The sequence below is a fragment of the Pyxidicoccus trucidator genome, from assembly GCF_010894435.1.
Taxonomy (GTDB): Bacteria; Myxococcota; Myxococcia; order Myxococcales; family Myxococcaceae; genus Myxococcus; species Myxococcus trucidator.
Map to the genome: position 1 here is coordinate 85717 of NZ_JAAIXZ010000021.1, position 20144 is coordinate 105860.

At 67.2% G+C, this 20144-nt stretch carries 17 protein-coding genes; 9 read left to right on the forward strand and 8 right to left on the reverse strand.

Translation table 11 applies throughout. The features are described 5' to 3' along the window. Positions 1–614: 614 nt before the first annotated feature. A complete protein-coding gene (locus G4D85_RS40095) occupies positions 615–1973 on the reverse strand; it encodes a M23 family metallopeptidase (protein WP_164019536.1) in 1359 nt (452 codons plus the stop codon). Positions 1974–2122: 149 nt separating this feature from the next. After that, positions 2123–2899 carry a hypothetical protein gene (locus G4D85_RS40100; RefSeq protein WP_164019537.1) on the reverse strand — a complete coding sequence of 259 codons (777 nt, stop codon included), beginning with the start codon at positions 2897–2899 and terminating at the stop codon, positions 2123–2125. A gap of 140 nt (positions 2900–3039) precedes the next feature. Here G4D85_RS40100 and G4D85_RS40105 point away from each other — a divergent pair, with 140 nt between their 5' ends. The 5 genes from G4D85_RS40105 to G4D85_RS40125 all read left to right on the forward strand — a co-directional run bounded on the left by G4D85_RS40105 (position 3040) and on the right by G4D85_RS40125 (position 9635). After that, positions 3040–4950: a LamG-like jellyroll fold domain-containing protein gene (locus G4D85_RS40105; RefSeq protein ID WP_164019538.1), complete on the forward strand. Its 1911-nt coding sequence runs from the start codon at positions 3040–3042 to the stop codon at positions 4948–4950. 158 nt (positions 4951–5108) lie between these two features. Further along, positions 5109–5876: a hypothetical protein gene (locus G4D85_RS40110; RefSeq protein ID WP_164019539.1), complete on the forward strand. Its 768-nt coding sequence runs from the start codon at positions 5109–5111 to the stop codon at positions 5874–5876. 207 nt (positions 5877–6083) lie between these two features. Continuing rightward, positions 6084–6380 (forward strand): FruA-associating protein, FapA, encoded by a 297-nt coding sequence (locus tag G4D85_RS40115; RefSeq protein ID WP_164019540.1) that lies wholly within the window; start codon positions 6084–6086, stop codon positions 6378–6380. Between the two features lie 231 nt (positions 6381–6611). Continuing rightward, positions 6612–7823: an alpha/beta hydrolase family protein gene (locus G4D85_RS40120; protein ID WP_164019541.1), complete on the forward strand. Its 1212-nt coding sequence runs from the start codon at positions 6612–6614 to the stop codon at positions 7821–7823. 207 nt (positions 7824–8030) lie between these two features. Further along, positions 8031–9635 (forward strand): PKD domain-containing protein, encoded by a 1605-nt coding sequence (locus tag G4D85_RS40125; RefSeq protein WP_164019542.1) that lies wholly within the window; start codon positions 8031–8033, stop codon positions 9633–9635. A gap of 96 nt (positions 9636–9731) precedes the next feature. Here the strand turns inward: G4D85_RS40125 and G4D85_RS40130 are convergent, their stop codons facing one another. Beyond that, the gene (locus G4D85_RS40130; RefSeq protein ID WP_164019543.1) at positions 9732–10652 is read right to left on the reverse strand and encodes a hypothetical protein; all 921 of its coding nucleotides are present in this window, start codon (positions 10650–10652) and stop codon (positions 9732–9734) included. Between the two features lie 306 nt (positions 10653–10958). After that, positions 10959–11387: a DUF3060 domain-containing protein gene (locus G4D85_RS40135; RefSeq protein ID WP_164019544.1), complete on the reverse strand. Its 429-nt coding sequence runs from the start codon at positions 11385–11387 to the stop codon at positions 10959–10961. Positions 11388–11662: 275 nt separating this feature from the next. Between G4D85_RS40135 and G4D85_RS40140 the strand changes: the two genes are divergently transcribed. After that, positions 11663–13636 carry a DNRLRE domain-containing protein gene (locus tag G4D85_RS40140; RefSeq protein WP_164019545.1) on the forward strand — a complete coding sequence of 658 codons (1974 nt, stop codon included), beginning with the start codon at positions 11663–11665 and terminating at the stop codon, positions 13634–13636. A gap of 29 nt (positions 13637–13665) precedes the next feature. Here G4D85_RS40140 and gspC read toward each other — a convergent pair whose 3' ends face one another. Together gspC and G4D85_RS40150 are read right to left on the reverse strand one after the other, a co-directional pair. Beyond that, a complete protein-coding gene (gene gspC, locus G4D85_RS40145; RefSeq protein ID WP_338052940.1) occupies positions 13666–14565 on the reverse strand; it encodes a type II secretion system protein GspC in 900 nt (299 codons plus the stop codon). Between the two features lie 273 nt (positions 14566–14838). Beyond that, positions 14839–16152 carry a neprosin family prolyl endopeptidase gene (locus G4D85_RS40150; RefSeq protein ID WP_164019546.1) on the reverse strand — a complete coding sequence of 438 codons (1314 nt, stop codon included), beginning with the start codon at positions 16150–16152 and terminating at the stop codon, positions 14839–14841. Between the two features lie 770 nt (positions 16153–16922). Here G4D85_RS40150 and G4D85_RS40155 point away from each other — a divergent pair. Continuing rightward, positions 16923–17276 carry a DUF1428 domain-containing protein gene (locus G4D85_RS40155; RefSeq protein ID WP_164019547.1) on the forward strand — a complete coding sequence of 118 codons (354 nt, stop codon included), beginning with the start codon at positions 16923–16925 and terminating at the stop codon, positions 17274–17276. Between the two features lie 14 nt (positions 17277–17290). Here the strand turns inward: G4D85_RS40155 and G4D85_RS40160 are convergent, their stop codons facing one another. Next, complete coding sequence (locus G4D85_RS40160; RefSeq protein ID WP_164019548.1) at positions 17291–18259, reverse strand: deoxyhypusine synthase family protein; 969 nt, start codon at positions 18257–18259, stop codon at positions 17291–17293. Positions 18260–18465: 206 nt separating this feature from the next. Between G4D85_RS40160 and G4D85_RS40165 the strand changes: the two genes are divergently transcribed. Both G4D85_RS40165 and G4D85_RS40170 read left to right on the forward strand, forming a co-directional pair. Further along, entirely contained in the window at positions 18466–18879 is a 414-nt protein-coding gene (locus tag G4D85_RS40165; RefSeq protein WP_164019549.1) for a hypothetical protein, read from the forward strand. A 174-nt stretch (positions 18880–19053) separates the two neighbouring features. After that, positions 19054–19203 (forward strand): hypothetical protein, encoded by a 150-nt coding sequence (locus G4D85_RS40170; RefSeq protein ID WP_164019550.1) that lies wholly within the window; start codon positions 19054–19056, stop codon positions 19201–19203. An 11-nt stretch (positions 19204–19214) separates the two neighbouring features. On the opposite strand, the gene G4D85_RS40175 is transcribed toward G4D85_RS40170, so the two are convergent. Further along, a complete protein-coding gene (locus tag G4D85_RS40175; protein ID WP_164019551.1) occupies positions 19215–20138 on the reverse strand; it encodes an oxygenase MpaB family protein in 924 nt (307 codons plus the stop codon). Positions 20139–20144: the final 6 nt, after the last annotated feature.

The following is a 20144-nucleotide window of genomic DNA, read 5'->3' on the forward strand; positions in this document are numbered from 1 at the left end:
CAGACCAGAGAACCACCACCGATTGCGAAGCCGAGGGTCACCACAAGGACCTCGATGTCGGGAGGGTAGTGGGCGAGAGCCAAGACTGCGAAAGCGGAACCACCAAGGAAGGGGCCTATGCCGGCAATCTGAAGCAGCAGGCCCACGGCCTGCCCGGCACGCTTCTTTGGAGGCTGAAGTTCCATCCTTGACGAGCCTAATCCCCCTGCCGGGCGAAGTCCGAAGGATGGTAGCGGAACTTGCAGCGCACCTTCGGCACGGTGAAGGCCCAGCGGATGCGCACGCGCCGACGATTCACGTCCCGCGGCCATGCCATCCCTCTTGCCAAGGTACCCGCGTGAGACGAGCAACACCTTCACCTCCGCCTGGTGGAGCCAGTTGTGGTGGCGGCAGGTCCTCTGGCGCGGCTTCTCGGCCTGCCACGCCCACCACACCCGCCGGGGCATGGGGTCCTGGCGGGGTTGTTCTCGCGACGCTGCTGCACGGCGCCGCCCGGGCCGGGAGGGACTCCCCCACCCTTCCTGCCCGGGCTCTTTCTCCGCACCGCGTAGATGACCGTGTCAGAAGCAGACGGGCACCAGCCCGACGTGTCGGTGGTGTGCTGAAGGAGCGCCTCAGAGAGTCAGGCCGACCAACGGGGCCGAGGCAACATCCTCGACCAGGCTGATCCGCCGTCCCGGGTTCGTCGTCCTTCCGGTCGGCACGCACCTCCAGCCCGACGAGGTGCCCCAGACGTGGGTGATATCACCGTTGTTGTTGGCGACCAGCTGCGGCCAGCCGTTGCCGGCGCGGCCGGCGATCGGCGTCCCGGTCGGCAGGGCCGCCGTGGTCGGTATCCGGTTCCACTTCCCGTTCGCCCCGAAGATGTGGTGCACCCGGCCGTACTCCAGCGACAGGCCCTGCAGGCTGCCGTCCGGCTGGATGACCGCGACCAGGTCGGCGCCGGGCTGCAGGTTCACCCCGGTGTCGCCCTTGTGCCAGCCGGAACCGTCAGCCCAGACATGGAACAGCCGACCGTTGTCGTTGAACAGACCATGAAGGGCGGTCCCGTTGGCCGCCATCGAGAAGGTGCAGTTGCCCGACACGGTCACCGACGACGGGAGCTTCCTCCAACCGTTGCCGTCGAAGGTGTGCCAGAGCCGTCCGCCCTCGAGGGTGAAGATCTGGGCCGATGCATTGGCCGGGGTCCGCAGCACGGTGAGCGGAGCCCCCGGGGCCATCGCCAGGCCGCTGCTCATCGTGGTCCAGCCGTTGCTGTCGGCGTAGACCAGCTTCATCACGCCGTCGACATTCGCCATGGCGCGCGGCGACTGCCCGGCGCCCGGCGAGAACGCCCCGTACGTCGTGTTGCCCGGCAGGACAAGGTTGCTGAGCAGGTGGGCCCAGCCACCCGCGGTGCCGAGATGACCGAGGCGCCGATCCTCCAGCGGCAGACCGCCACCGATGCCGCCGCTGCTGGCGCCGATGTAGTCGAGCGGGTTCACCCGGGTGCCGCCGGAGGTCACCAGGTGCCAGTGCAGGTGAGGACCGGTCGAGGACCCGGAGCCGGGCGCACCGGCGGCACCGCCGGAGTACCCGACGATGTCGCCCTGCTTGACCAGGCGTTCGCCGCCGTTGAAGCCTGACAGGTGGAGGTACTGGCTCCTCATGCCGTTGGCCATCACGAGGGTCGCGGTGTATCCGCCCGTGCCGTTGTTCCAGTCGATAAGGAGTTGCCCCGAGGCGCAGGCCCGGAGCGGCGTGCCAACACCCATCACATAGTCGATGCCGCCCAAGGAGCCGCGGTTGATGTGGTCCCACCACCCATCCGAGGTCGGGTAACCAGCGAACGGGTTGATGATTACCTCGCCGGCGAGGGCGACGCTGGCCAGCGCTCCAGCCCCACCGAAGGCGGCGAAGCCGGCCGCGACGCTGCCGGCACACAGAATGGAGCGCCGGGAGAATCGGCGATGGGGACGGGACTCGGGGGACATCAGGACCTCCAGAGGTCATGGGGAGAGGTGGTGAAGACTGCGGACTCGCTTCATCCGGTGGAATCGTCTGTGCATCGACCTCGATCGTGAGGGCTTCCCGATGAGGCGCCAGGGAGTCTCGCATCCAGAGGGCCCGACGAGCCTCTCGGTCACCCGAAGCTGGACGTGGCCGTGCCGGCGTTGCCGCCCGCCAGCGGCTTGTAGGGGAAGTAGAGGTTGCGCACGAAGCGGGTGAACAGGTGCTCCTCGTTCCACCGCTGGCGGGCCATGCCATACACGCCGGGGGCGCGCAGATCGTTGGCGGAGACGCCGGTGACGAACTCCCGCTCGCTGTAGATGGCGAACACCTCGTCGACCGCCGCGCGGCTGCGGTACGTGCGCAGCACGGTGCGGTAGATGAGCTCACTCTCCTCCTGGGTGAAGGCCAGCCCCTGGATGGCATGCGCCATCTCGTGGAAGACGAGGTACTGCTCCGACTCCAGCTTGTCCTGGCGCAGCGCGATGCGCGCCCGAGGCCAGTCCGGGTGGTCCCAGAACAGCCCCGCGGCCTGCGGTGACACGGCCCTGGGATAGCCATACTTCACCAGGGAATGGCCGGGCGGAATCAGCTCGAGCGTGAGAGGCCGGGCGGCCTCCAGCCGGGAGATGAGCTGGAGGTTCCCAGAGAGCTGACGGGCGATTTCCTCCTGCACCCGCTGCACCTGCGCGGCGGGGGCGCCGTACGTCTTGAGCTCCAGCTTCGCCTTCACATAGGCGCGAGCCCGCGCGGGTCCTTCCGCCGGAGGACGGCCGCCGCGCGCCTCGAAGACATCGCCTCCCGCGAGGAGGGTGAAGGCGCTCAGGGGCTGCTGGCGTCCGACCTCCGCCGCCAGCGGGGTGATGTCTGGCGTCGAGCCATCCAGGGTTTCGTAGCGCTCCGGTCCCATGACTCCATCATCACCCGAGCCGGGCCCCGCCAGGGAAGGGCCTGGAGGCGAAGTTTCAGGCCGGTACGAATTCCTGAGATGGCGGGCGGGTCGAGCCCTCCTACAGCACGTGGCTTCACCTTGAGAGGAGCGGGAACACCTTGCGTTCGAAATTCCTGAAGAGATTCTGGGGACATGCGGCCTCGCTGGTCGTCGCGGGCAGTCTGGCCGGATGTGGTCCGGAGGATTCAACCGAGGTGGCCCCACCTCCCGCGGAGCTTGGAGCGACTCAAGCCGGGCTGTACGAAGGGCCCGACCCGAAGCTGGTGTTCCGCTACCGCGCCTCTGGCACGGGCGCCAGTGACGGGGTCATCACGGGCACCGTGGGCGCGGCCGCCACCATTGCTCGCGGTGGAACCGGCAACACCGAGTTCATGAACCTCACGTATCGCCCCTTCACCTCGGGCGCGTACAAGGCCAGTGCCACCGCTCCAGTCCAGACGGGTACCGGCTTCACCATCGTTGCTCATTTCAAGCCGGACTCGGCTTCATTGACCGGCCGTCGAACCATCTACTCGGACCAGGGAGGCGGTGGCGTCGCGCTCGACATCGTCGATGGCCGCATGCAGGTGCAGTGGCATGACGGCACCGGGTACCAGTCCGTCACTGCCACGGGTTACGCCATCAATACCAACTGGCACTACGTCGTCGCGGCGGTCACCATCAACAGCGGTACACCGTCGAGCAGCCATGCGCGCATCTATGTCGACGGTCAGGAGCGCATCGACGTCTCTCCGATTCCGGGCGCCCAGACTGTCAAGAACAGCGGCCAGCCCGGGTGCGTCGCGGCCGAGTGCGATGGCACTGGCACCGACCGGGGTCCGGTGGGTGAGTACTTCGTCGGCCGCATCGCGACCGTGGAAGTCCTCAACTATCCCTTGTGGTCGAGGAGCTATCTCTTCTCCCAGCTCAATGACGGAGGCTGGTATGCCGGTCTGCCCTCCTATTTCGACTACACGCCGTCGGTCACGGATACACGCACGGGCGAATACCGCTCGAAGTACCGGAGAATGGCCGATGCCATCAACGAGCCCCAGGGAGGCAGCAACTTCCCGCAGTTCGATGACATGCGGACCAAGGTCACCCGGCGCATCTCACTCCCCTACCTGAACGACGGCTTCGTCTATCAAGGCGTATCCATCGGCACGACCACCGCCGCGAACGACACGATGTTCATGGTGGGGCACTACGAGCCGGACCCGGACCTGTCAGAGGGAATGGTCATCGTCCCCGAGGTCAACATCACCGGGTGTGCCACCGGGACCTGCGCCCCGGTCATCCGAAAGACCTACCGCCTCGTGAGTGGGACCGGAGCCGAGCTCAATGGCGTTCACCCTGGCAGTGTCGTCAAGGTCGGTAACATCCTGTACGTCAACTCGCTCATGAACACGTCCACGGGGATTGGAGGCCTGCTTCGCTTCGACCTCTCGGCCGCTCGGACCACGTGGCACGCCGCCGACACCGCGACAGGCCGGCCCGCCATCGAGGACCTCAAGCTCGTCACCAGCCATACCAGCCTCTGTACGGGGGCCAGTGTGTCCTATGACTCGCTCGCGAACCGCCTGTACTGCTTCCACAGCGGGTCCAGGACCATCAAGGGGTTCGACCTGAACGCCGATGGCTCGCTGCCGGATAGCACCGCGGAGGTGACCTGGACGATTCCCGCTGCGCCGTATACCCAGGGCACCCTGACCTATCAGTTGCAGGGAGCCGCTGCGTATCACCCGGGGAATTCGGCGGCGGCGAATCCGTGCTTCGTGCTTCAGTTCTCGGGCGGCGAGAGCAACCCGTCCGTGCTCTATAAATTCTGCCCGTCTGCTTCTACGACCACCGTCACGAAAATCGCCGGTGCGCTCGCCACGAATGGCGAGGGTGTCGCGGTCACCACGGACGGGATGGTCTGGGGCATCACCGAGGGGGCGTCCAAGAAGATGCAGGCCGTGGGCTCCTCCTCTGTTGTCCTGGCGCCCTGGGTATGGGGCATCCCGCGCTCCACCCTCAACATCCAGTAGTCGAGGCGTTCGCGCCTCCCGCCCGGGGACTCGAAGTGCCCGAAGCTGCATCGCGCACTTCGCACCGCGTCCCGGGCTTCCCCACTACGGCGCAGTGCGTCCAAAGCCTGCCGGAAGCGGGCACACCCATTGCTGTGTTCGTTACTCAGGAGGCGTCCATGAACCCGCTTCGCGTCAGCGTCCTCGCAGGGGTCGTCACACTCGTGTCCACCGGCTGCACCACCACGCTGTACAAGTCGAGCCAGGTCAGTGTTCCGCTCCTGCGTGAGCAGGGTGAGCTGAAGGGCAGCCTCGGCCCCGGCAACGTGCAGGTGGCCTGGTCGCCACGGGAAGGCGTGGGCCTCCTGGCCAATGGCTACTACGAGTCCTACGAGGAGGGGCGGCGAGACGCGAACGGACTGCTCGCGGAGGTGGGCGGCGGCCTCTACGGCAGCTTCCTGGAGAACCTCGTCTGGGAAGCCTACGGGGGCCTGGGCTACGGCCGGTCCACCGCCAGCGACCAGGTCGACACGGGGGGCGGTGCCTTCCGGGACGTCGGCTTCACGGCGCGTGGCGTGCGCGCCTTCGTGCAGCCGAACCTGGGCTACGTCACGCCGTACTTCGAGGTGGGCGGTTCCATGCGCCTGTCCGCCGTGAAGTACGTCTCGCTGGACGTCGAGGGCTACACGGAGCCGGAGCGCGCGCGGGAGTTCCTCGTCGCCGACAATGTGACGGACCCCGTGTGGCTCTTCGCCGAGCCAGCGGTGACCGCGAAGGTCGGCTACAAATGGGTGAAGGCCTTCGTGCAGCACACCTGGACGCTCAAGCTGGGCGGCGAGGCCCTGCCCCACGACGAAGATACCACCGTGGTGGGGCTCAGCGTGGACGTGGCGCGCTGGTACCACGACTTCCGGTGGACGCCCGGGTCGTCCTCCACCGACGACTGAGAGAATTGCTGCCCCTTCACCACGATGTGCTCGATGGCACCGCTCTCCCTGTTGGCACCTCGAAGGAGCTGGAGTTCCGGAACTCGGATTCCCCGGGAAGGGAGTGCCCTCGGAGAGGATGGAACTGTCAGCGAGTGCTCAGCAGCTACCTTCTCGTTGCCCGAGAGGTCAGATGCTGGCCCTGACGGCCATGGCAAACATCCGCCCATGCACGCGACCCATGAGCAGGTAGGAATTGAGGAGTTGACGTCGGTGGACCTCGCAGCGCTGGAGGCCTGGGATCCCACGCAGGTGAAGCTCACTCCGGACATGGCGGCCCGGCTGTGGTTGCAGACGAGCCTCCGCCTCACCCGGGCACAGAAGGAACTCCACGATGCCATCTTCACCCACGATGGCACCGAGGCGAGCCTCGACCGCTATGCCAGTGCGCGGGCGGAGCTCGACTCGGCGGAGGCCTGGGCCCTGCGTGTCGCCAAGGCCCATCCACGGCGCGACCAGGGCTGACGGGCCTCCTGCCTCGTTCCGGTTCATGAGGGCGAAGGTCCAGCGCGCCGCCACGTTCGCGCGCGCAATCCCCTGACAGGTGGCTCCGCCCATGCCACGGGCGGAGCCGCTGTTCTCCGGCTTACAGACGCCTGCGAGGCAGCAGCCTTCGCAGGTCATGGGGCCGCACGGGGAGGTATCAGGAGGCCTGGAAGGCTCACCGCACGCCACCATGAACAGGAGCACGAGCCAATGAGCAGGCAGACCCGGGTGTTGACGTCGTTGGGACTCGCCGTGCTCGGAGTCGTCGGCGCATCCCTCGCGTGCGACAGTCCGCCGGACGGTGGCGGCGGGAGTGACGCCGGCAACGCCCCCCTTGTGGATGGCGGCGAACTTCCGAACGGGGCCGATTCAGGGACTCCACGCCCCCTCGTGCTCGGTGACCTGCTGGCGCCCGTGACGGCCGAGGAGCTTCAGTTCCTGGAGCAGGAGTGGGCTTCTCGCGACATCTCGGCGCGCGACGTCACGCAGCTCGCCAGCGGGACGGTGACCTTCGGAACCGTGCCGATGACCTACCGGGTGATTGATCACGTCGTCGGCGGCGCGCATCACGTCGGCGTCGTGCTGGTGCCGGTCTCACTGACCTCCCCTGCGCCCGTGCTCGTATACACGCATGGCGGGTACACGGGAGATGGCGGATTGCCGCCGTTCACCGTGGAGGAGCTTGCGTTCCGGATTCCCGGACAGCCCCTCAGAGAGCGGCTCATCTACGTCATCCCCTCATACAGGGGAGAGCGGATTCGCATTGCAAACACGACCTACAGCTCCGGAGGCGACACGCTCTTCGGCACCACCGACCTGACGGACACAGCAGCCCTCCTGTCCGCGGTGGTCGCCACGACGCCACTCGCGGACGTCAACCGCGTGGCTGTCTTCGGCGAGAGTCGCGGAGGAATGGTGGCGCTGTCGTTGGGTGCCGTCGACAAGCGGTTCGACCTTGTCATCGACGCCTTCGGCCCCACGGACTTCAGGGTTGCGCTCGCCGGGTTGCCTCCGGGGCTGTTCGAAGCGTCTGTCACGGGCGCCGTGGCTTCTCCGCAAGACCCCGCGACGCTGCTGCTGCGCTCGCTCATCCCCATCGATCAGGTCACGGTGAACCCGGATGCGGGCCTCGCCATCACCGAGGCCGGCTACGTGGAGATGCGGCGGCGAATGGCGGCCACCAGCGCGCTGGCCTCGCCGTCGAGGTTGCCCGCGACACAGGTCCACCATGGAACCGCCGACCCCACGGCATCGGTCCAGTATTCGCGCGCGCTCGCCGCCGCGATGGCGGACGCGGGACGTGCCTCCCCGAGCCGCCTCTTCACCTACTTCGAATACGACGGCGGCAGCCACAGCCTCGACACGTTGCCGGGAGCGGTGTCGCGAATGGCGGAGGCGTTGAATCGCGAGCTTGCTCCCTGACGGCGGCGCGGCTCGCCCGGCATGGACGATTCCAACCCTGTTTAAGTCGATCCAAAGATTGACACTCTGATTTCGGCGCTCGCAATGTCAGCCCATCGCCGAAGCCGGCGACAGGGAGCGCGCAGTCGCGCCGCGGGCAGGCCCGCGGCGCGTACGGCGCGCATTGATTCCATTGCGTCCACGATGCTCATTGCAGGGGTGCGCACCATGTCGAAGTTGAAGCAACTCTCGTCCTGCCTCCGTCCCGTCCACCGAGCCTGGTCGGCGCTCGCCGCCCTCGCCCTGGCCGCGCTCGCGCCGGTGGCCCATGCCGATTCGGCGATCTACGGCGGCGGCCCGTTCTATTCCGGCGGCACCGCGGTGATGGACGACCTGCGCGGCTCGGGCTTCACCACCGTGATCCTGTGGAGCTTCCACATCGAGGACAACGGCGACCTCGTCTACAACGACATCCCGGTGGTCAGGAACGGCGCCTACATCGGCGACCCGGCCTGGCCGACGCGGCTGGCCACGCTCAAGACCGCGCCGACCTCGGTCAATCGCATCGAGGTGTCGATCGGCGCCTGGAGTGTCCCCGATTTCGAGCGCATGGCCCGGCTGGTCAACGGCACCGCCGCAGGCTGCGGCAGCACCCTCGTCTGCGGCACCGGAAGCAACAGCATCCTGTACCGCAACTTCCAGGCGCTGAAGACCGCCACCGGCGCCGACGCGGTCAACTTCGACGACGAGAGCGCCTACGACCTCGCCCCGACCACCCAGTTCGGGCAGATGCTGATCGGCCTGGGATACAAGATCACCTTCGCGCCCTACACCCAGCAGAGCTTCTGGAGGAGCCTCAAGGACAACCTCGGCAGCGCGGTCGACGTCATCTACCTGCAGGTGTACGACGGCGGCGCCGGCAACAATCCGGCGAGCTGGAACACCGCGATGGGAATGACTGTCGACCCGGGCTTGTGGTCGCGCCACGGCACCGGCTGCGGCAGCGGCGACAGTCCGGCCACGGTGCAGAGCAGGATGACCAACTGGAAGAGCACCGCCGGCATCAGCGGCGGCTTCATGTGGCTGTACGACGACATCCAGAAGTGCTGGGCGCAGGGCACGACCGCGCAGTACGCGGCGGCGATCAACACCGCGGTCAGTGGCAACACCCCGCCGGTGGCCAATTTCGGCGTCACCGTGAGCGGACTGACCGCGACCTTCAGCGACTCCTCCAGCGACAGCGACGGCAGCATCGCCTCGCGCAGCTGGAATTTCGGCGACGGCAGCGGCTCGACCGCGACCAACCCCAGCCGTGTCTACGCCAGCGCCGGCAACTACAACGTCAGCCTGACGGTGACCGACAACGGCGGCGCCAGCCACACCCGGACGCAGACTGTCTCGGTCGGCGCCGGCAACATCAACCTGGCGCTCAACAAACCGGCGACTGGCTCCAGCGCCTGCAACAGCAGCGAAACGCCGGCCAAGGCGGTCAACGGCAGCGTCTCCGGGGGCACCACCGACAAGTTCTGCTCGTTGACCGCTGCGTCCTGGCTGCAGGTGGATCTCGGCTCGGCTCAGACGGTCAGCAGCTTCGTGGTCAAGCATGCCGGCGCGGGCGGCGAATCGAGCACCTGGAACACCCGGGCCTTCACCATCCAGACCTCCAGCAACGGCACCAGTTGGAGCACCCCGGTGACGGTGACCAACAACACCGCCAGCACGTCGACCCACTCGATCAGCGCCACCTCGGCGCGCTACATCAAGCTCAACGTGACCACCCCGACCCAGAACGGTGACCCGGCGACGCGCATCTACGAATTCGAGGTGCGCTGAGCCGAAGGCTCCAGGCAGGCCACCCGCCCATGACGCGAAGGCCCCGGTCGCTCGCGCGGCCGGGGCCTTGGGTGCTTCAGGGCCGCGGCCCCTGCGCTACTTGCAGAGGTGGCCGTTGTTGTACTCGTCCAGGCTCTCCGCGAGCATGTCCGCGGCGTCCGCGTTGATGACGGGCTTGTACGAGCCCGTGCCCGTGAAGCCGATGCCGTCCAGCAGTGACTGGCCGCTGTTGGCCGCGGCGACGGCCTCGTCGCAGCGCACCGCGCCGGCCTGGAAGTTCAGGCGCGCGCCGAGCAGCTGCGCGGCGAGGCGGTAGGCGGCGTCCGTGGCGCGCTTCGCGCCGTTGAGGTCGGACTTGCTGAGGAGGTCCACCGCGTCCTGGCAGTTGTTGACGAGCAGGTCGCCGATGCGGATGCCGCTGGCGGCCGCGAGAGCCTGGTCGAGCAGCGCTTCCTGCTTGCCGCCGGTGCAGGAGGACCAGTTCTTCCAATAGCCAATGGTGTGCGCGGGGGCGGAGGGGGGCGGCGGAGGCGGGGGCGGCGGCTCGGTGTACTCGGTGTTGTTGACCTCGACCAGGTGCACCCAGGGGTACTGCACCACCACGTCCTTGCAGACGGTGCGCGTGTTGGGATTGGAGTTGCCGACGCTGTTGGGGATGAAGCCGCCCTCGAGGCTGAGCGAGGAACGCCAGCCCGCGGGGATATTCACCTCACAGACCTGGTAGGTGTCGAAGGGCAGGGCCGGGATGTGGATGAAGCCCATGTTGCTCGAGTCGGCGATGAGGCCGCCGGCGATGACGGTGCCTTCGCCACCCGGGAAGTCCGCCCTGGCGCCCTTGCGGATCTCGAACGTGAAGGCGAGGTCGCCGAGGAACTTGAAGTCCTGGCCGTTGACCCTCTTGAAGATCTTGATGTCGCCCGTCTGGATGGGCGTGGTGTCGCCGGTGGCGTTCGCGTCCAGTGCCACCAGCCCCAGCGCGGCGGCCATCGCGGCGATCAGCTTCCCGTTGCCTTGCATGTTCGTCGTCCCCTCAGGTGTGCGCCCACGGACAGCTGGGCGGCAGGCGGGTCTGGAGCGCTGCTGAAGTCGGCGCCCCGACATCTGCCCATGGCCGTTTCTTTGCCACACCTGCACGGATAATTACAACAAGGGCGTCTATTTACACCTGAGTTGCACCTTCGCGCGACAAGGAGACGGAGTTCCGCGGGGTTGGCAGGTGTAGGTCAAGGCATGTCGCACACTCACCCGACTGTGAGGCGGGAGCTGCAGCTCCCGGCGCGGCCTCGTAGCGCCGCATCCGGGACACTTCTCGTCCGGCCGGAGCTACTTCTCGCGGGTAAGCGTGTTGTTCGTCCCGCGAGTCTCCTGCTTCGGCTCGCCGCGCTTCCAGGTCACCTTGTTGCCGACGCCCATGACGGTGATGGCCTTGGCGCCGTCGATCTTCACCTTGTTGGCGTTGCCGGAGACCACCACCTCACCGCAGTCACCCGTGAGCTGGAGGTCGTGGGTGGTGCCGGCAATCTCCACCTTCTGCCCCGCGGCGCACTTGATGACGTCCTTTCGCATGGCGCCGCTGATCTGCAGCTGCCCGTCTGGCCCCGTCTGGACCGTCGAGGCGTCCTGTCCCACCTGGGGCGCCTGCCCCTGGGCCTTCGCGCCGGCGTCCTGGCCCTGCGCCCCCACTGCCAGAGGCACTCCCAGCAGGCACGCGACACATCCGGACAGCACCATCGAACGAAGCTTCATCGACATGGGTGTCTCCTCACGCTCAGGACCACACGGGGACGAGGCGCTCCGTGCGCTCCCCCGACGCAACACTCCACCCGGGGCTGGCTCATGCCGCAAGCCTTTCGCCAGCGTGCTCACCCGGTTGGTGGAGTGGGAGCCAGCCGTGTCTGTGCATCGATCTCGAATTGGAAACTTCCAGTGTCAGGGTGACCGTCACACGTCCGCAACCGAACGCCGCAACGCGCGATAACCTTCTGGAAATACGGTTTTCGCTTTCTTTCCAAGATTATGGGGCTGACGTGAGAGCAGGCAACTCGATGTGGCTGCGCCGTCTGGCGCTTCTTCTCCTTCCTGGCACCTTCGCCGCGTGCGGCGGCCCCGAGCGCTCGGGCGACGCGAGCCTCGACGCCGTCACCGAGGGCGCGGTCGCACTGGCTGGGGATGTGACGGTGTCCTTCCAGCGTGGGGTGTCACCCTCTTCGACCTATGCGGGTGTCTCGGACACGTGGCTGCAGGAGAGCACTCCGTCCACCAATGCGGGCGGGGACGCCGTGCTGCGGATGGACCGCGACGCTCCGGCGGGCAGCCACCAGAGCCTAAACGCCTTGCTGCGTTTCGACCTGGGTGCCATCCCTCCGGGCGCGAAGGTGCGGTCGGTCCAGCTCTCCCTCCACGTGACGAACCGGACGAGCGGAGAGGGCTTCTTCCTCTACGCCGCTGGCCGCGATTGGAGCGAGTCCCAGGCCACGTGGGCCCGGGCGACCTCGAGCACCGTATGGAGCGCGCCTGGCGCACGGGGCGCGGCGGACAGGGGCTCGAGCGTGTTGGGCACACTCCTCCCCTCCGTCACGGGCGCCTACTCCCTGACGCTCGGCGCGGCGGGAATTGCCGCGGTCCAGGAGTGGGTGAACAGTCCCGCGAACAACCGGGGCTTCGTGCTGGATGCCAGCACGAACATGGACGGGCTGGACGTCGCCTCCTCCGAGGCCACCACCTCGGCGCAGAGGCCTCGGCTGACCGTCACCTACTCCCCTCCCCCGGTCGGCTTCGTCCACCCGGGGCTTCATGTCTCCAAGGCCCAGCTCGACTTCGTCAAGGCGAAGATTGGAGCCCGCGCGCAGCCCTGGTACGGCCAGTTCAGCAAGGCCGCCGGTGGCTCCCTCGCGAACACCAGCTGGACCCCCAGGCCCGTGCAGACCATGCAGTGCGGCAATGGCGGCAGCACGGTGGATATCGGCTGCTACAACTCCCGGCAGGACGCCCTGAGGGCCTACACGCTCGCGCTCCTCTGGTACCACACGGGTGAGCAGCGCTACGCGGACGCCGCCATCCGGATTCTCGATGCGTACGCCGACACGCTCCAGACCATCCTCTTCGTCAGTGGAGACATCAACACGCACAACGGCCCGCTCCAGGCAGCCTGGCTCGCCGAGCTGTTCCCGCGCGCGGCGGAGATCATCCGCTACAGCGACGCTGGCTGGCCGGAGGAGAGGGCCCTCGAGTTCGGCGACATGCTGAAGCGGGCGGTGCTGCCCCGCATCATCAACGGCTGGGGAGGCGGCGGCTCCAACTGGAACAACTCCATGACGAACGGAGTGATGAACATCGCCGTCTACACGGATGACCAGGCGCTCTTCGAGCGCTCACTCGCGATGTGGCGCGTGCACGTGCGGGAGACCTTCTACCTGACGAGTGACGGTGCGGCGCCCATTCCCGCGCCGGACCAGCGCAACGCGGACGGGACCTGGAAGGCAGGGGTGCTCCTGAGCAGCTGGCGGGGCCAGACCGAGTTTGGCACGGCGCGCGTGAATGGCCTCTCCCAGGAGGCGTGTCGGGACTTCGGCCATGCGACGATGTCGATTGCCTCCATCTCACAGGCGGCGGAGACGGCGCTCATCCAGGGGGTGGACCTCTACTCCGAGCAGGAGGCGCGGCTCATCGCGAGTGCCGAGTTCATGGCGCGGTACCTGGTACCCCATGCTCCGGACAACAATGCCCAGGCCACCATCCCCGTCGAATCCTGGCTGTGCGCGCGCAGGAGCGAGTACGTGAAGAAGAACGGCCAGCCCGTGCCGAACAACACCCTGGAGCTGCAGATCCTCCCGACCTGGGAAATCCTCTTCAACCACTACGTGACGCGCAAGGGCCGCTCCATGCCCTCGACGGCGGCGCTCCTCCCACGAGTGCGCGCGGGAGGCTCATCCACGGACCTGCAGATGTCCTGGGAGACACTCACCCACGCGGATGTGGGCTCCGTGGGACTGGAGCCGTAGGCCCCATCAAGGAGGAGCTCGGCTCCGAGTCAGCGCACGTCGTAGGTCTTTCGAACCGAGCCTCCGCTCCGGCCGATGTCCAGCTCGATGTGCTTTGCCTCGCGCAGCTTCGTGAAGGCCTCGAGCATGCGCTCGGGTGAGTCGAGCGACAGGCCGTTGATGCGCTTGAGCACGTCGCCGTTCTGGAGACCAATCTTCGTGTAGAGCGAGCCCTGCTTGATGGCCGCGAGCTTGAAGCCCGCGGGCTTGCCATCCTCGATGGCGGGGACCACGCGCGCCTGCGTGGACAACACGTCCAGGCGCGCCAGCGCCTGCTGGAGCTCCGTCTCCGGAATCTCGTAGGCGTGCTCGCTCACGGCGCGGATGCCGCTCTCCGGACCGGAGCTGGCGGCGGGCATGGGCCGGGTCAGGGTGGGCGCGGTAATCGCGGGTGCAGAGGCTTCACCGTCGATGAACTCCTCGCGCCCGTTGGCCGCGACGATGATGCGCTCGCGCTCGATGGTGAGGATGCGCGTGCCCATCAGGTCATCGCCCACCATCAGGCTTCGGGCGCGCTGGGTCTCCAGGTCCTGGATGGACGCGAACGACCACTGCGCGTCGTTGGCCACCAGCGTGCCGAGCAGCTTCACGCGCAGCGAGCTCCGGATGGGGCCTGTCGCCACCTCGGGACTGGCGGGCTCGACCACGTCGGGCTCCTTCTTGCCGTACGTCAGCCCCGTGAGCTTTCCCAGCCGTGCGCCGTCCAGCGGAGTCCGGGCCGCCTCGGTGGCCACGCGTACCGGGGCGAGCGAGGCCGAGGTGCCAGGTAACGGAGGGGCAATCGCGTCCTCCACGAAGAGGTTGGCCGTGCGCGCCAGCAGCAGCGCGACGAGCAGGATGAAAGTGCCGTTCACCAGCCAGAAATACCTGCGGACGATGAGTGCCATCATGTCGTGCCTCCTTCGGGTGAGGGACACGAGGGCCTTGAGCAAGCACGGTGCCATGAGCCCTTCGGAGAGGCGCTCCCCTCTGGGGCCCCCGCCGTGCGCTCGTGCCGTGAGCCTGGAGGGTGACGCCGAGCGTGCCCCCCTGTCAGCGGGGCACGGCTGGCGTGTGACAGCATGTCACGGGACCGATGATAGGAAGAGCCCGGAGTCGAGAGGGAAACCTCGACGGCTCCGGGCCCTTCGGCTGTTCAGCAACAGGGGCCCCGCGGCCTCCCGCTAGGTGCAGTTGGCGTTGTAACCGCTCCCACCGAAGTAGAAGTACCGGCCCCAGCCGCCCGCCGACGTGTCATTGGCCACCGCGCTGCTGTCGTAGCAGAAGCTGTCGGTGGTGATGGCCGAGAGGCTGGCCGGAGAGCGATAGACGTTGGCGGTATCCACGTACTGGATCTGCCGCTGGTAGGCGGCTTGCTGCCAGCCCTGGGCGGCGAAGGCTCCGCTGCCCATGTCCGTGTGCGTGTGGCGCCCGGCGGTCTGGTTGTTGATGATCTCCCCGCCGAAGGTCACCCGGCCGCCCTTGTCGGCGATGCCGTTCGCGTCGAACTTGGTGCGGGGATAGTAGCCGACCCACGTCGTCCCCACGCGCAGCCACCAGTTGCCGGCCGTCCCGTCCTTGAACCAGAAGAGCTTGATCTCATGCTGGGCGCCGCCACTGGCGCTGTAGTTGGTGAAGCTGCTGCCGATGACGATGGAGGTGTCCGTCTGGACGAAGCCAGCGCAGGTCAGGTTGTAACAGCCCCCGGAGCCGTAGTTGTCCGGCGTGAAGTAGATGAAGAGCCGGGAGTTGTTGTCCCCGTACAGGTTCCGGTAGTTCTGCCACCCGCCCTCCACCGTCTCCGTGTCGGCGCCGGAGCCACGCGCGACCCAGATCTGCGAGAGGCTGAACTCGCTGGCCACCTCGACCGCGGGGTTCCACACGTTCAGCGCGCTCTCCGCCCCCAGGTTGTCCACCGTCTGCCGGTAGGCGGCGTACTGGTGCAGGGCCGTCGAGCCCGCGCGGAGCGCGTCACCCGACAGATGGCTGGGCACCTTGCTCCGGAAGTCCTCGAGGCTCTTGAAGCGCTTCAGCGTGTCCAGCGTCACCCGGAGGATGGGGATGGTGCCCTGGGGGCAGCGCTGCACCGCCCCGGTGGCGTCCAATGAGAAGGCCAGCTCGGCCTGGGCCGGCTGCCGCGCATCAGCGACGGCAGGGCCCGTGGGGGCCTCGTCCAGCTCCTTTGGGAAGGTGCTCGGGGCGAACTGGATGACGTGGCTCTCCATGCCCGGCTGCCGCAGCGCCGGCTGGCGGTAGAGGTCCACGCAGTCGATGTCGTCTCCATCCGGGGACTGGAAGTGGTGACGGACATCCTTCGTGTCGTAGAGCGAGTCGAGGTGCTGCTGCATCCTGGCGAGCTCCGTCGGGTCCTTGACCCGCTGCACGAGGTCGTTGGTGGGCACGGCCTCCTCCGCCACTCCCTCGACAGCGCTGCCGCAGCCGGACAGCCCGAACCCCAGCGAGGACACGAGGAACAACACGCTTCGCCTGGCTTGCATGTGGACTCCATGGTGGGAACAACCGTGTTGCAACGACAGGTCCTGCCGTGCCGCCCTCGTCAGGGGCAGTCGGAGGGGCAGTTGCAGCGACTCTCTCCGGGCTCGCAGCGCCCGTTCCCGCAGGGGGTGCACACAAGGCGCCCGCCCTTCGAGGGAATGCACTTGCCTTCCTTCAAGAGGTGCTCGTCGTAGAGCGCCAGCTTCACCAACCCGGGGCAGCAGCCCGGCCAGGAGGCTTCTTCGCCTCGGCCGGGGGGCTCCCCATAAGGCGTCCACCCCTCCCCCTCCGCCAGACACCCGGGAACGGCGCCCGCGTCAGCCGCATCAAGCGTGGAGACGCGAGCCGCCTCCGCCGGAGCGGAGGCCGATGGCCCGCCTGCCGTGGGAGCGCTCTGGCATGCCAGCACGAGACACCCCAGGACAATCCCAACCGACACGCGAAAGGACATGCCTCATGCTATACAGCTATTACTAGTATTTCAATTCTTTCTTGCCTGAGACTGAGTATGCAAACAGTCCCGATTTTCGCGCCGCGCTGTATGTGAAAGAGACCACTGCAGCCATGCCTTATTATTCTGCGATTGATGGAAGGAAGGCCCTGCCCCTGGAATGGCGGGCGGGTCGAGGCCTCTTCAGCGCCGTTGGGTATCGCACGTACGCCGGGTTTCCGGGGTGACAGGTGCAGGCGGATGGCGATTGGATCACACGCACACGTCGCCCGGCGGGAGCAGCGGTTCCTGACTGCCGCAGGGCGTGAGCGCGGAGGACGCATGCCGTATATCGATGGTTTCGTCGTACCGGTTCCCACGAAGAACCTCGCCGCCTACCGCAGCATGTCGCGCAAGGCGGGCAAGCTCTGGCGCGAGCACGGCGCGCTCGAGTACTTCGAATGCGTCGCCGATGACGTCAAGCCCGGCAAGGTCACCTCGTTTCCACAGAGCGTGAAGCTGAAGCCAGGAGAAACGGTGGTGTTCTCCTGGATCGTCTACAAGTCTCGCGCCGACCGCAACCGCATCAACAAGAAGGTCATGGCCGATCCTCGCCTCAAGATGTCCCCCCAGGCCATGCCCTTCGACGCCAAGCGGATGATCTATGGCGGGTTCAAGGTGATGTTGGCGCTCTGAGCCCCGGCTGCGGCTCACTGGCCGAGGACGTACGCGAAGATGAGCGGTGCGACGATGGACGCATCGCTCTCCACGACGAACTTCGGCGTGTCGATGCCGAGCTTGCCCCAGGTGATCTTCTCGTTGGGCACCGCGCCGGAGTACGAGCCGTAGCTCGTCGTGGAATCGCTGATCTGGCAGAAGTACGCCCACAACGGGACGCCCTCGCGCCGGAGGTCCTGGTGCAGCATGGGCACCACGCAGATGGGGAAGTCCCCGGCGATGCCGCCGCCAATCTGGAAGAAGCCGATGGGCGCGCGGGGCGCGGTCTCCGTGTACCAGGCCGCGAGCGTGGTCATGTACTCGATGCCACCGCGGACGGTGTGGACGCTCTTCACGTCCCCGGCGATGCAGTGTCCCGCGTACATGTTGCCCAGAGTGGAGTCCTCCCAGCCCGGTACCCAGATGGGCAGGTCCTTCTCGCAGGCCGCGAGCAGCCAGCTATTCCTGGGGTCGATCTGGTAGCTCCCGGCCAGCTTGCCGCTCCGGAGCACGCGGTAGAGGAACTCGTGGGGGAAGTGCCGGCGTCCGTCCCGGTCCGCCGAGCACCACTCCTCCAGGATGACGGCTTCGATGCGACGCATGGCCTCCATCTCCGGGATGCAGGTGTCCGTCACCCGGTTCATGTGCCGTTCGAGCAGCGCCTGCTCGTCCCTGGGCGTGAGGTCGCGGTAGTGGGGCACCCGCTCGTAGAACGCATGGGCGACGAGGTTGAAGATGTCCTCCTCCAGGTTCGCGCCCGTGCAGCAGATGGCGTGGACCTTGTCGCTCCGAATCAGCTCCGCCAGGGAGATGCCCAATTCCGCCGTGCTCATCGCGCCCGCGAGCGTGACGAGCATCTTTCCGCCAGCCTCCACGTGCCGGACGTAGCCGTCAGCCGCGTCGACCAGTGCCGCTGCGTTGAAGTGCCTGAAGTGGGTCCGGCAGAAGTCCCTGATGTTCAAGTGGTCAGCTCCCGGCGACGAGGGTCGGCGTGGGGCTGTCGCCAGGGCGCACCACACCGAACGCTCTACGGCCCGAGGACGGGCCGCCATCGAAGCGCCGGGTGGCTGCAGCGGACGCCGTTGTAACGAGGCGCGCTTCTCGCCGCAAGCAGAGCCGTCCCGCGAGCACGAAGCCGTGGGTTGCGGCCGCTCCGGTGCCCGCGTATATGCGGAGCACCATGTTGCTGGTGCTGCGCATCTTCACGCTCGCTCTCCTGTTCGGCTGGCAGGCTGTTGCCGTCGGGGCGAGCGGTCCCGCGCATTTCTGCCAGAAACAGGTCGAGAACCGCTCCGACAGGTGCCATTGCCCCCACGGTGAGCTGAAGGCGGAGCAGGCTCCGCACAGTCAGCCGACGCTGCGGATGGACTGTTGCGACGAGCCGGGCTGGGAGTTGCCCGCGCCGGCCTTCGCGGACGTCTCCAGTCACTCCTTCCTGGTTGCGCCCATGTCGGGCCTGCTTCCAGCGTGGTTCAGCGTCCGCCCACCCGAGGGTGGACGCATCCTGTCACTCGCGCACTGGGAGCCGCCTCGGGCCCAGGGCCCACCCGTCTTCCTCCGCCTCCGCTCGCTCCTGCTCTGAGTGCTCCCGGCGTGCGCCCGGACCTCTGGCTTCCTCCGTCACGTCTCGACGAGGGGCCGAGGACCCGAGCGCCATGCCGAAGGAGAGGCGTGGTGTGACGCTTCGCCGTCACGTCCCCTCCCCTCCCGGAAGCCTCGAGGTATCCCCCCAGTGAGCTAGAGGTGTCAGGTGGACATGTTCTTTGAAGTTCTCGTCGGCGTCGTGTTGATGACGGTCCTCATCGTGGTGTTGGGACCCGCCTTGTGGAGCTCGCGGCTCAGCATCACCGAGGAGCAGAAGCACTGGGAGAAGCGGGACGAGAAGCGCCCCGAGTCAAAGGACTGAGGCGTCCCTCCTCAGGAACCGACCTTCGGCGCGGCCCGGTGCTCAGGGCCCGCCGTGGCGGCGCCGTGGCTCACAGGGCAGGTCTTCGGGAAGGTTCCCAGCTGCTCGACGGGGCAGCCATTCGGGTAGCTGCGAATGTGGGAGCGCTCTCTACCGAAGAGCGGCGTGCTTCTCGGTGACAGCGCGTAGCGCACGAACTTCCCACGGGCCTTGAGCGCCAGGCGGAACACCGTCCGGCTGAGGGCGGAGGGGTGGGGGTAGTGGAACGCGTCGAGCAGCTCGCGCTCCATGAGCGTGCGCGCGAACAGCGTGACCAGTCGCTTCGGCGCCAGATTCGAGGGAGGAAAGGTGGCCAGCAGGTCGAGCGTGGAGTCAGCGACAGCCCGGCTGCGAGCATCGAAGGCGAAGTGCGTTGACTCGTAGCCGTCCATGAGCGCGACGAACGCGTCGTAGGTGTCCGGGATGTCCTGGATGCCCATGTGACGACCGACGGCGCGGTAGTAGTTCGTCCACGCCGTCACCTCGTTCGGGGTGAACGAACGCCAGCCGAAGTCCGCGAGCCAGCGCACCGGCGTCACCACGAAGGTGGAGAGCACGTAGCGCATGTCATCATTGGAGATGTCATAGGCGCCGTGCATCTGGTTCATGCGCCGGAAGGCACTCCTGCCGGGCTGGCTGGAGATGCCGTGCTCGAGGATTGCGTCGAGGATGAGCACGGTGTCGTCGTAGCGCTTCTGGGTGCGCTGGTTGAACTCCCCCGTCTCGTGCAGGAGCACGCCGATGCTCGGCACCGCGTAGGTGCGGAACAGCGCGAAGCTGAGCGCCTGGGTGATGTCCCAGGGGAACTCCTGGGTGGCGAGGACGCGGACGATTTCCTCGTACTGCGTCCCTGCGTCGAGGCGGTCGGTGTGGTCGCGTAGTGCAAAGCGGTTCATCCGGCA

Coding starts and splice junctions, on each gene's coding strand:
- G4D85_RS40095 (WP_164019536.1), bottom strand. CDS start 1,973: ATGTCCCCCGAGTCCCGTCCCCATCGCCGATTCTCCCGGCGCTCCATT.
- G4D85_RS40100 (WP_164019537.1), bottom strand. CDS start 2,899: ATGGGACCGGAGCGCTACGAAACCCTGGATGGCTCGACGCCAGACATC.
- G4D85_RS40110 (WP_164019539.1), top strand. CDS start 5,109: ATGAACCCGCTTCGCGTCAGCGTCCTCGCAGGGGTCGTCACACTCGTG.
- G4D85_RS40115 (WP_164019540.1), top strand. CDS start 6,084: ATGCACGCGACCCATGAGCAGGTAGGAATTGAGGAGTTGACGTCGGTG.
- G4D85_RS40120 (WP_164019541.1), top strand. CDS start 6,612: ATGAGCAGGCAGACCCGGGTGTTGACGTCGTTGGGACTCGCCGTGCTC.
- G4D85_RS40125 (WP_164019542.1), top strand. CDS start 8,031: ATGTCGAAGTTGAAGCAACTCTCGTCCTGCCTCCGTCCCGTCCACCGA.
- G4D85_RS40130 (WP_164019543.1), bottom strand. CDS start 10,652: ATGCAAGGCAACGGGAAGCTGATCGCCGCGATGGCCGCCGCGCTGGGG.
- G4D85_RS40135 (WP_164019544.1), bottom strand. CDS start 11,387: ATGTCGATGAAGCTTCGTTCGATGGTGCTGTCCGGATGTGTCGCGTGC.
- gspC (WP_338052940.1), bottom strand. CDS start 14,565: ATGATGGCACTCATCGTCCGCAGGTATTTCTGGCTGGTGAACGGCACT.
- G4D85_RS40150 (WP_164019546.1), bottom strand. CDS start 16,152: ATGCAAGCCAGGCGAAGCGTGTTGTTCCTCGTGTCCTCGCTGGGGTTC.
- G4D85_RS40155 (WP_164019547.1), top strand. CDS start 16,923: ATGCCGTATATCGATGGTTTCGTCGTACCGGTTCCCACGAAGAACCTC.
- G4D85_RS40165 (WP_164019549.1), top strand. CDS start 18,466: ATGCGGAGCACCATGTTGCTGGTGCTGCGCATCTTCACGCTCGCTCTC.
- G4D85_RS40170 (WP_164019550.1), top strand. CDS start 19,054: ATGTTCTTTGAAGTTCTCGTCGGCGTCGTGTTGATGACGGTCCTCATC.
- G4D85_RS40175 (WP_164019551.1), bottom strand. CDS start 20,138: ATGAACCGCTTTGCACTACGCGACCACACCGACCGCCTCGACGCAGGG.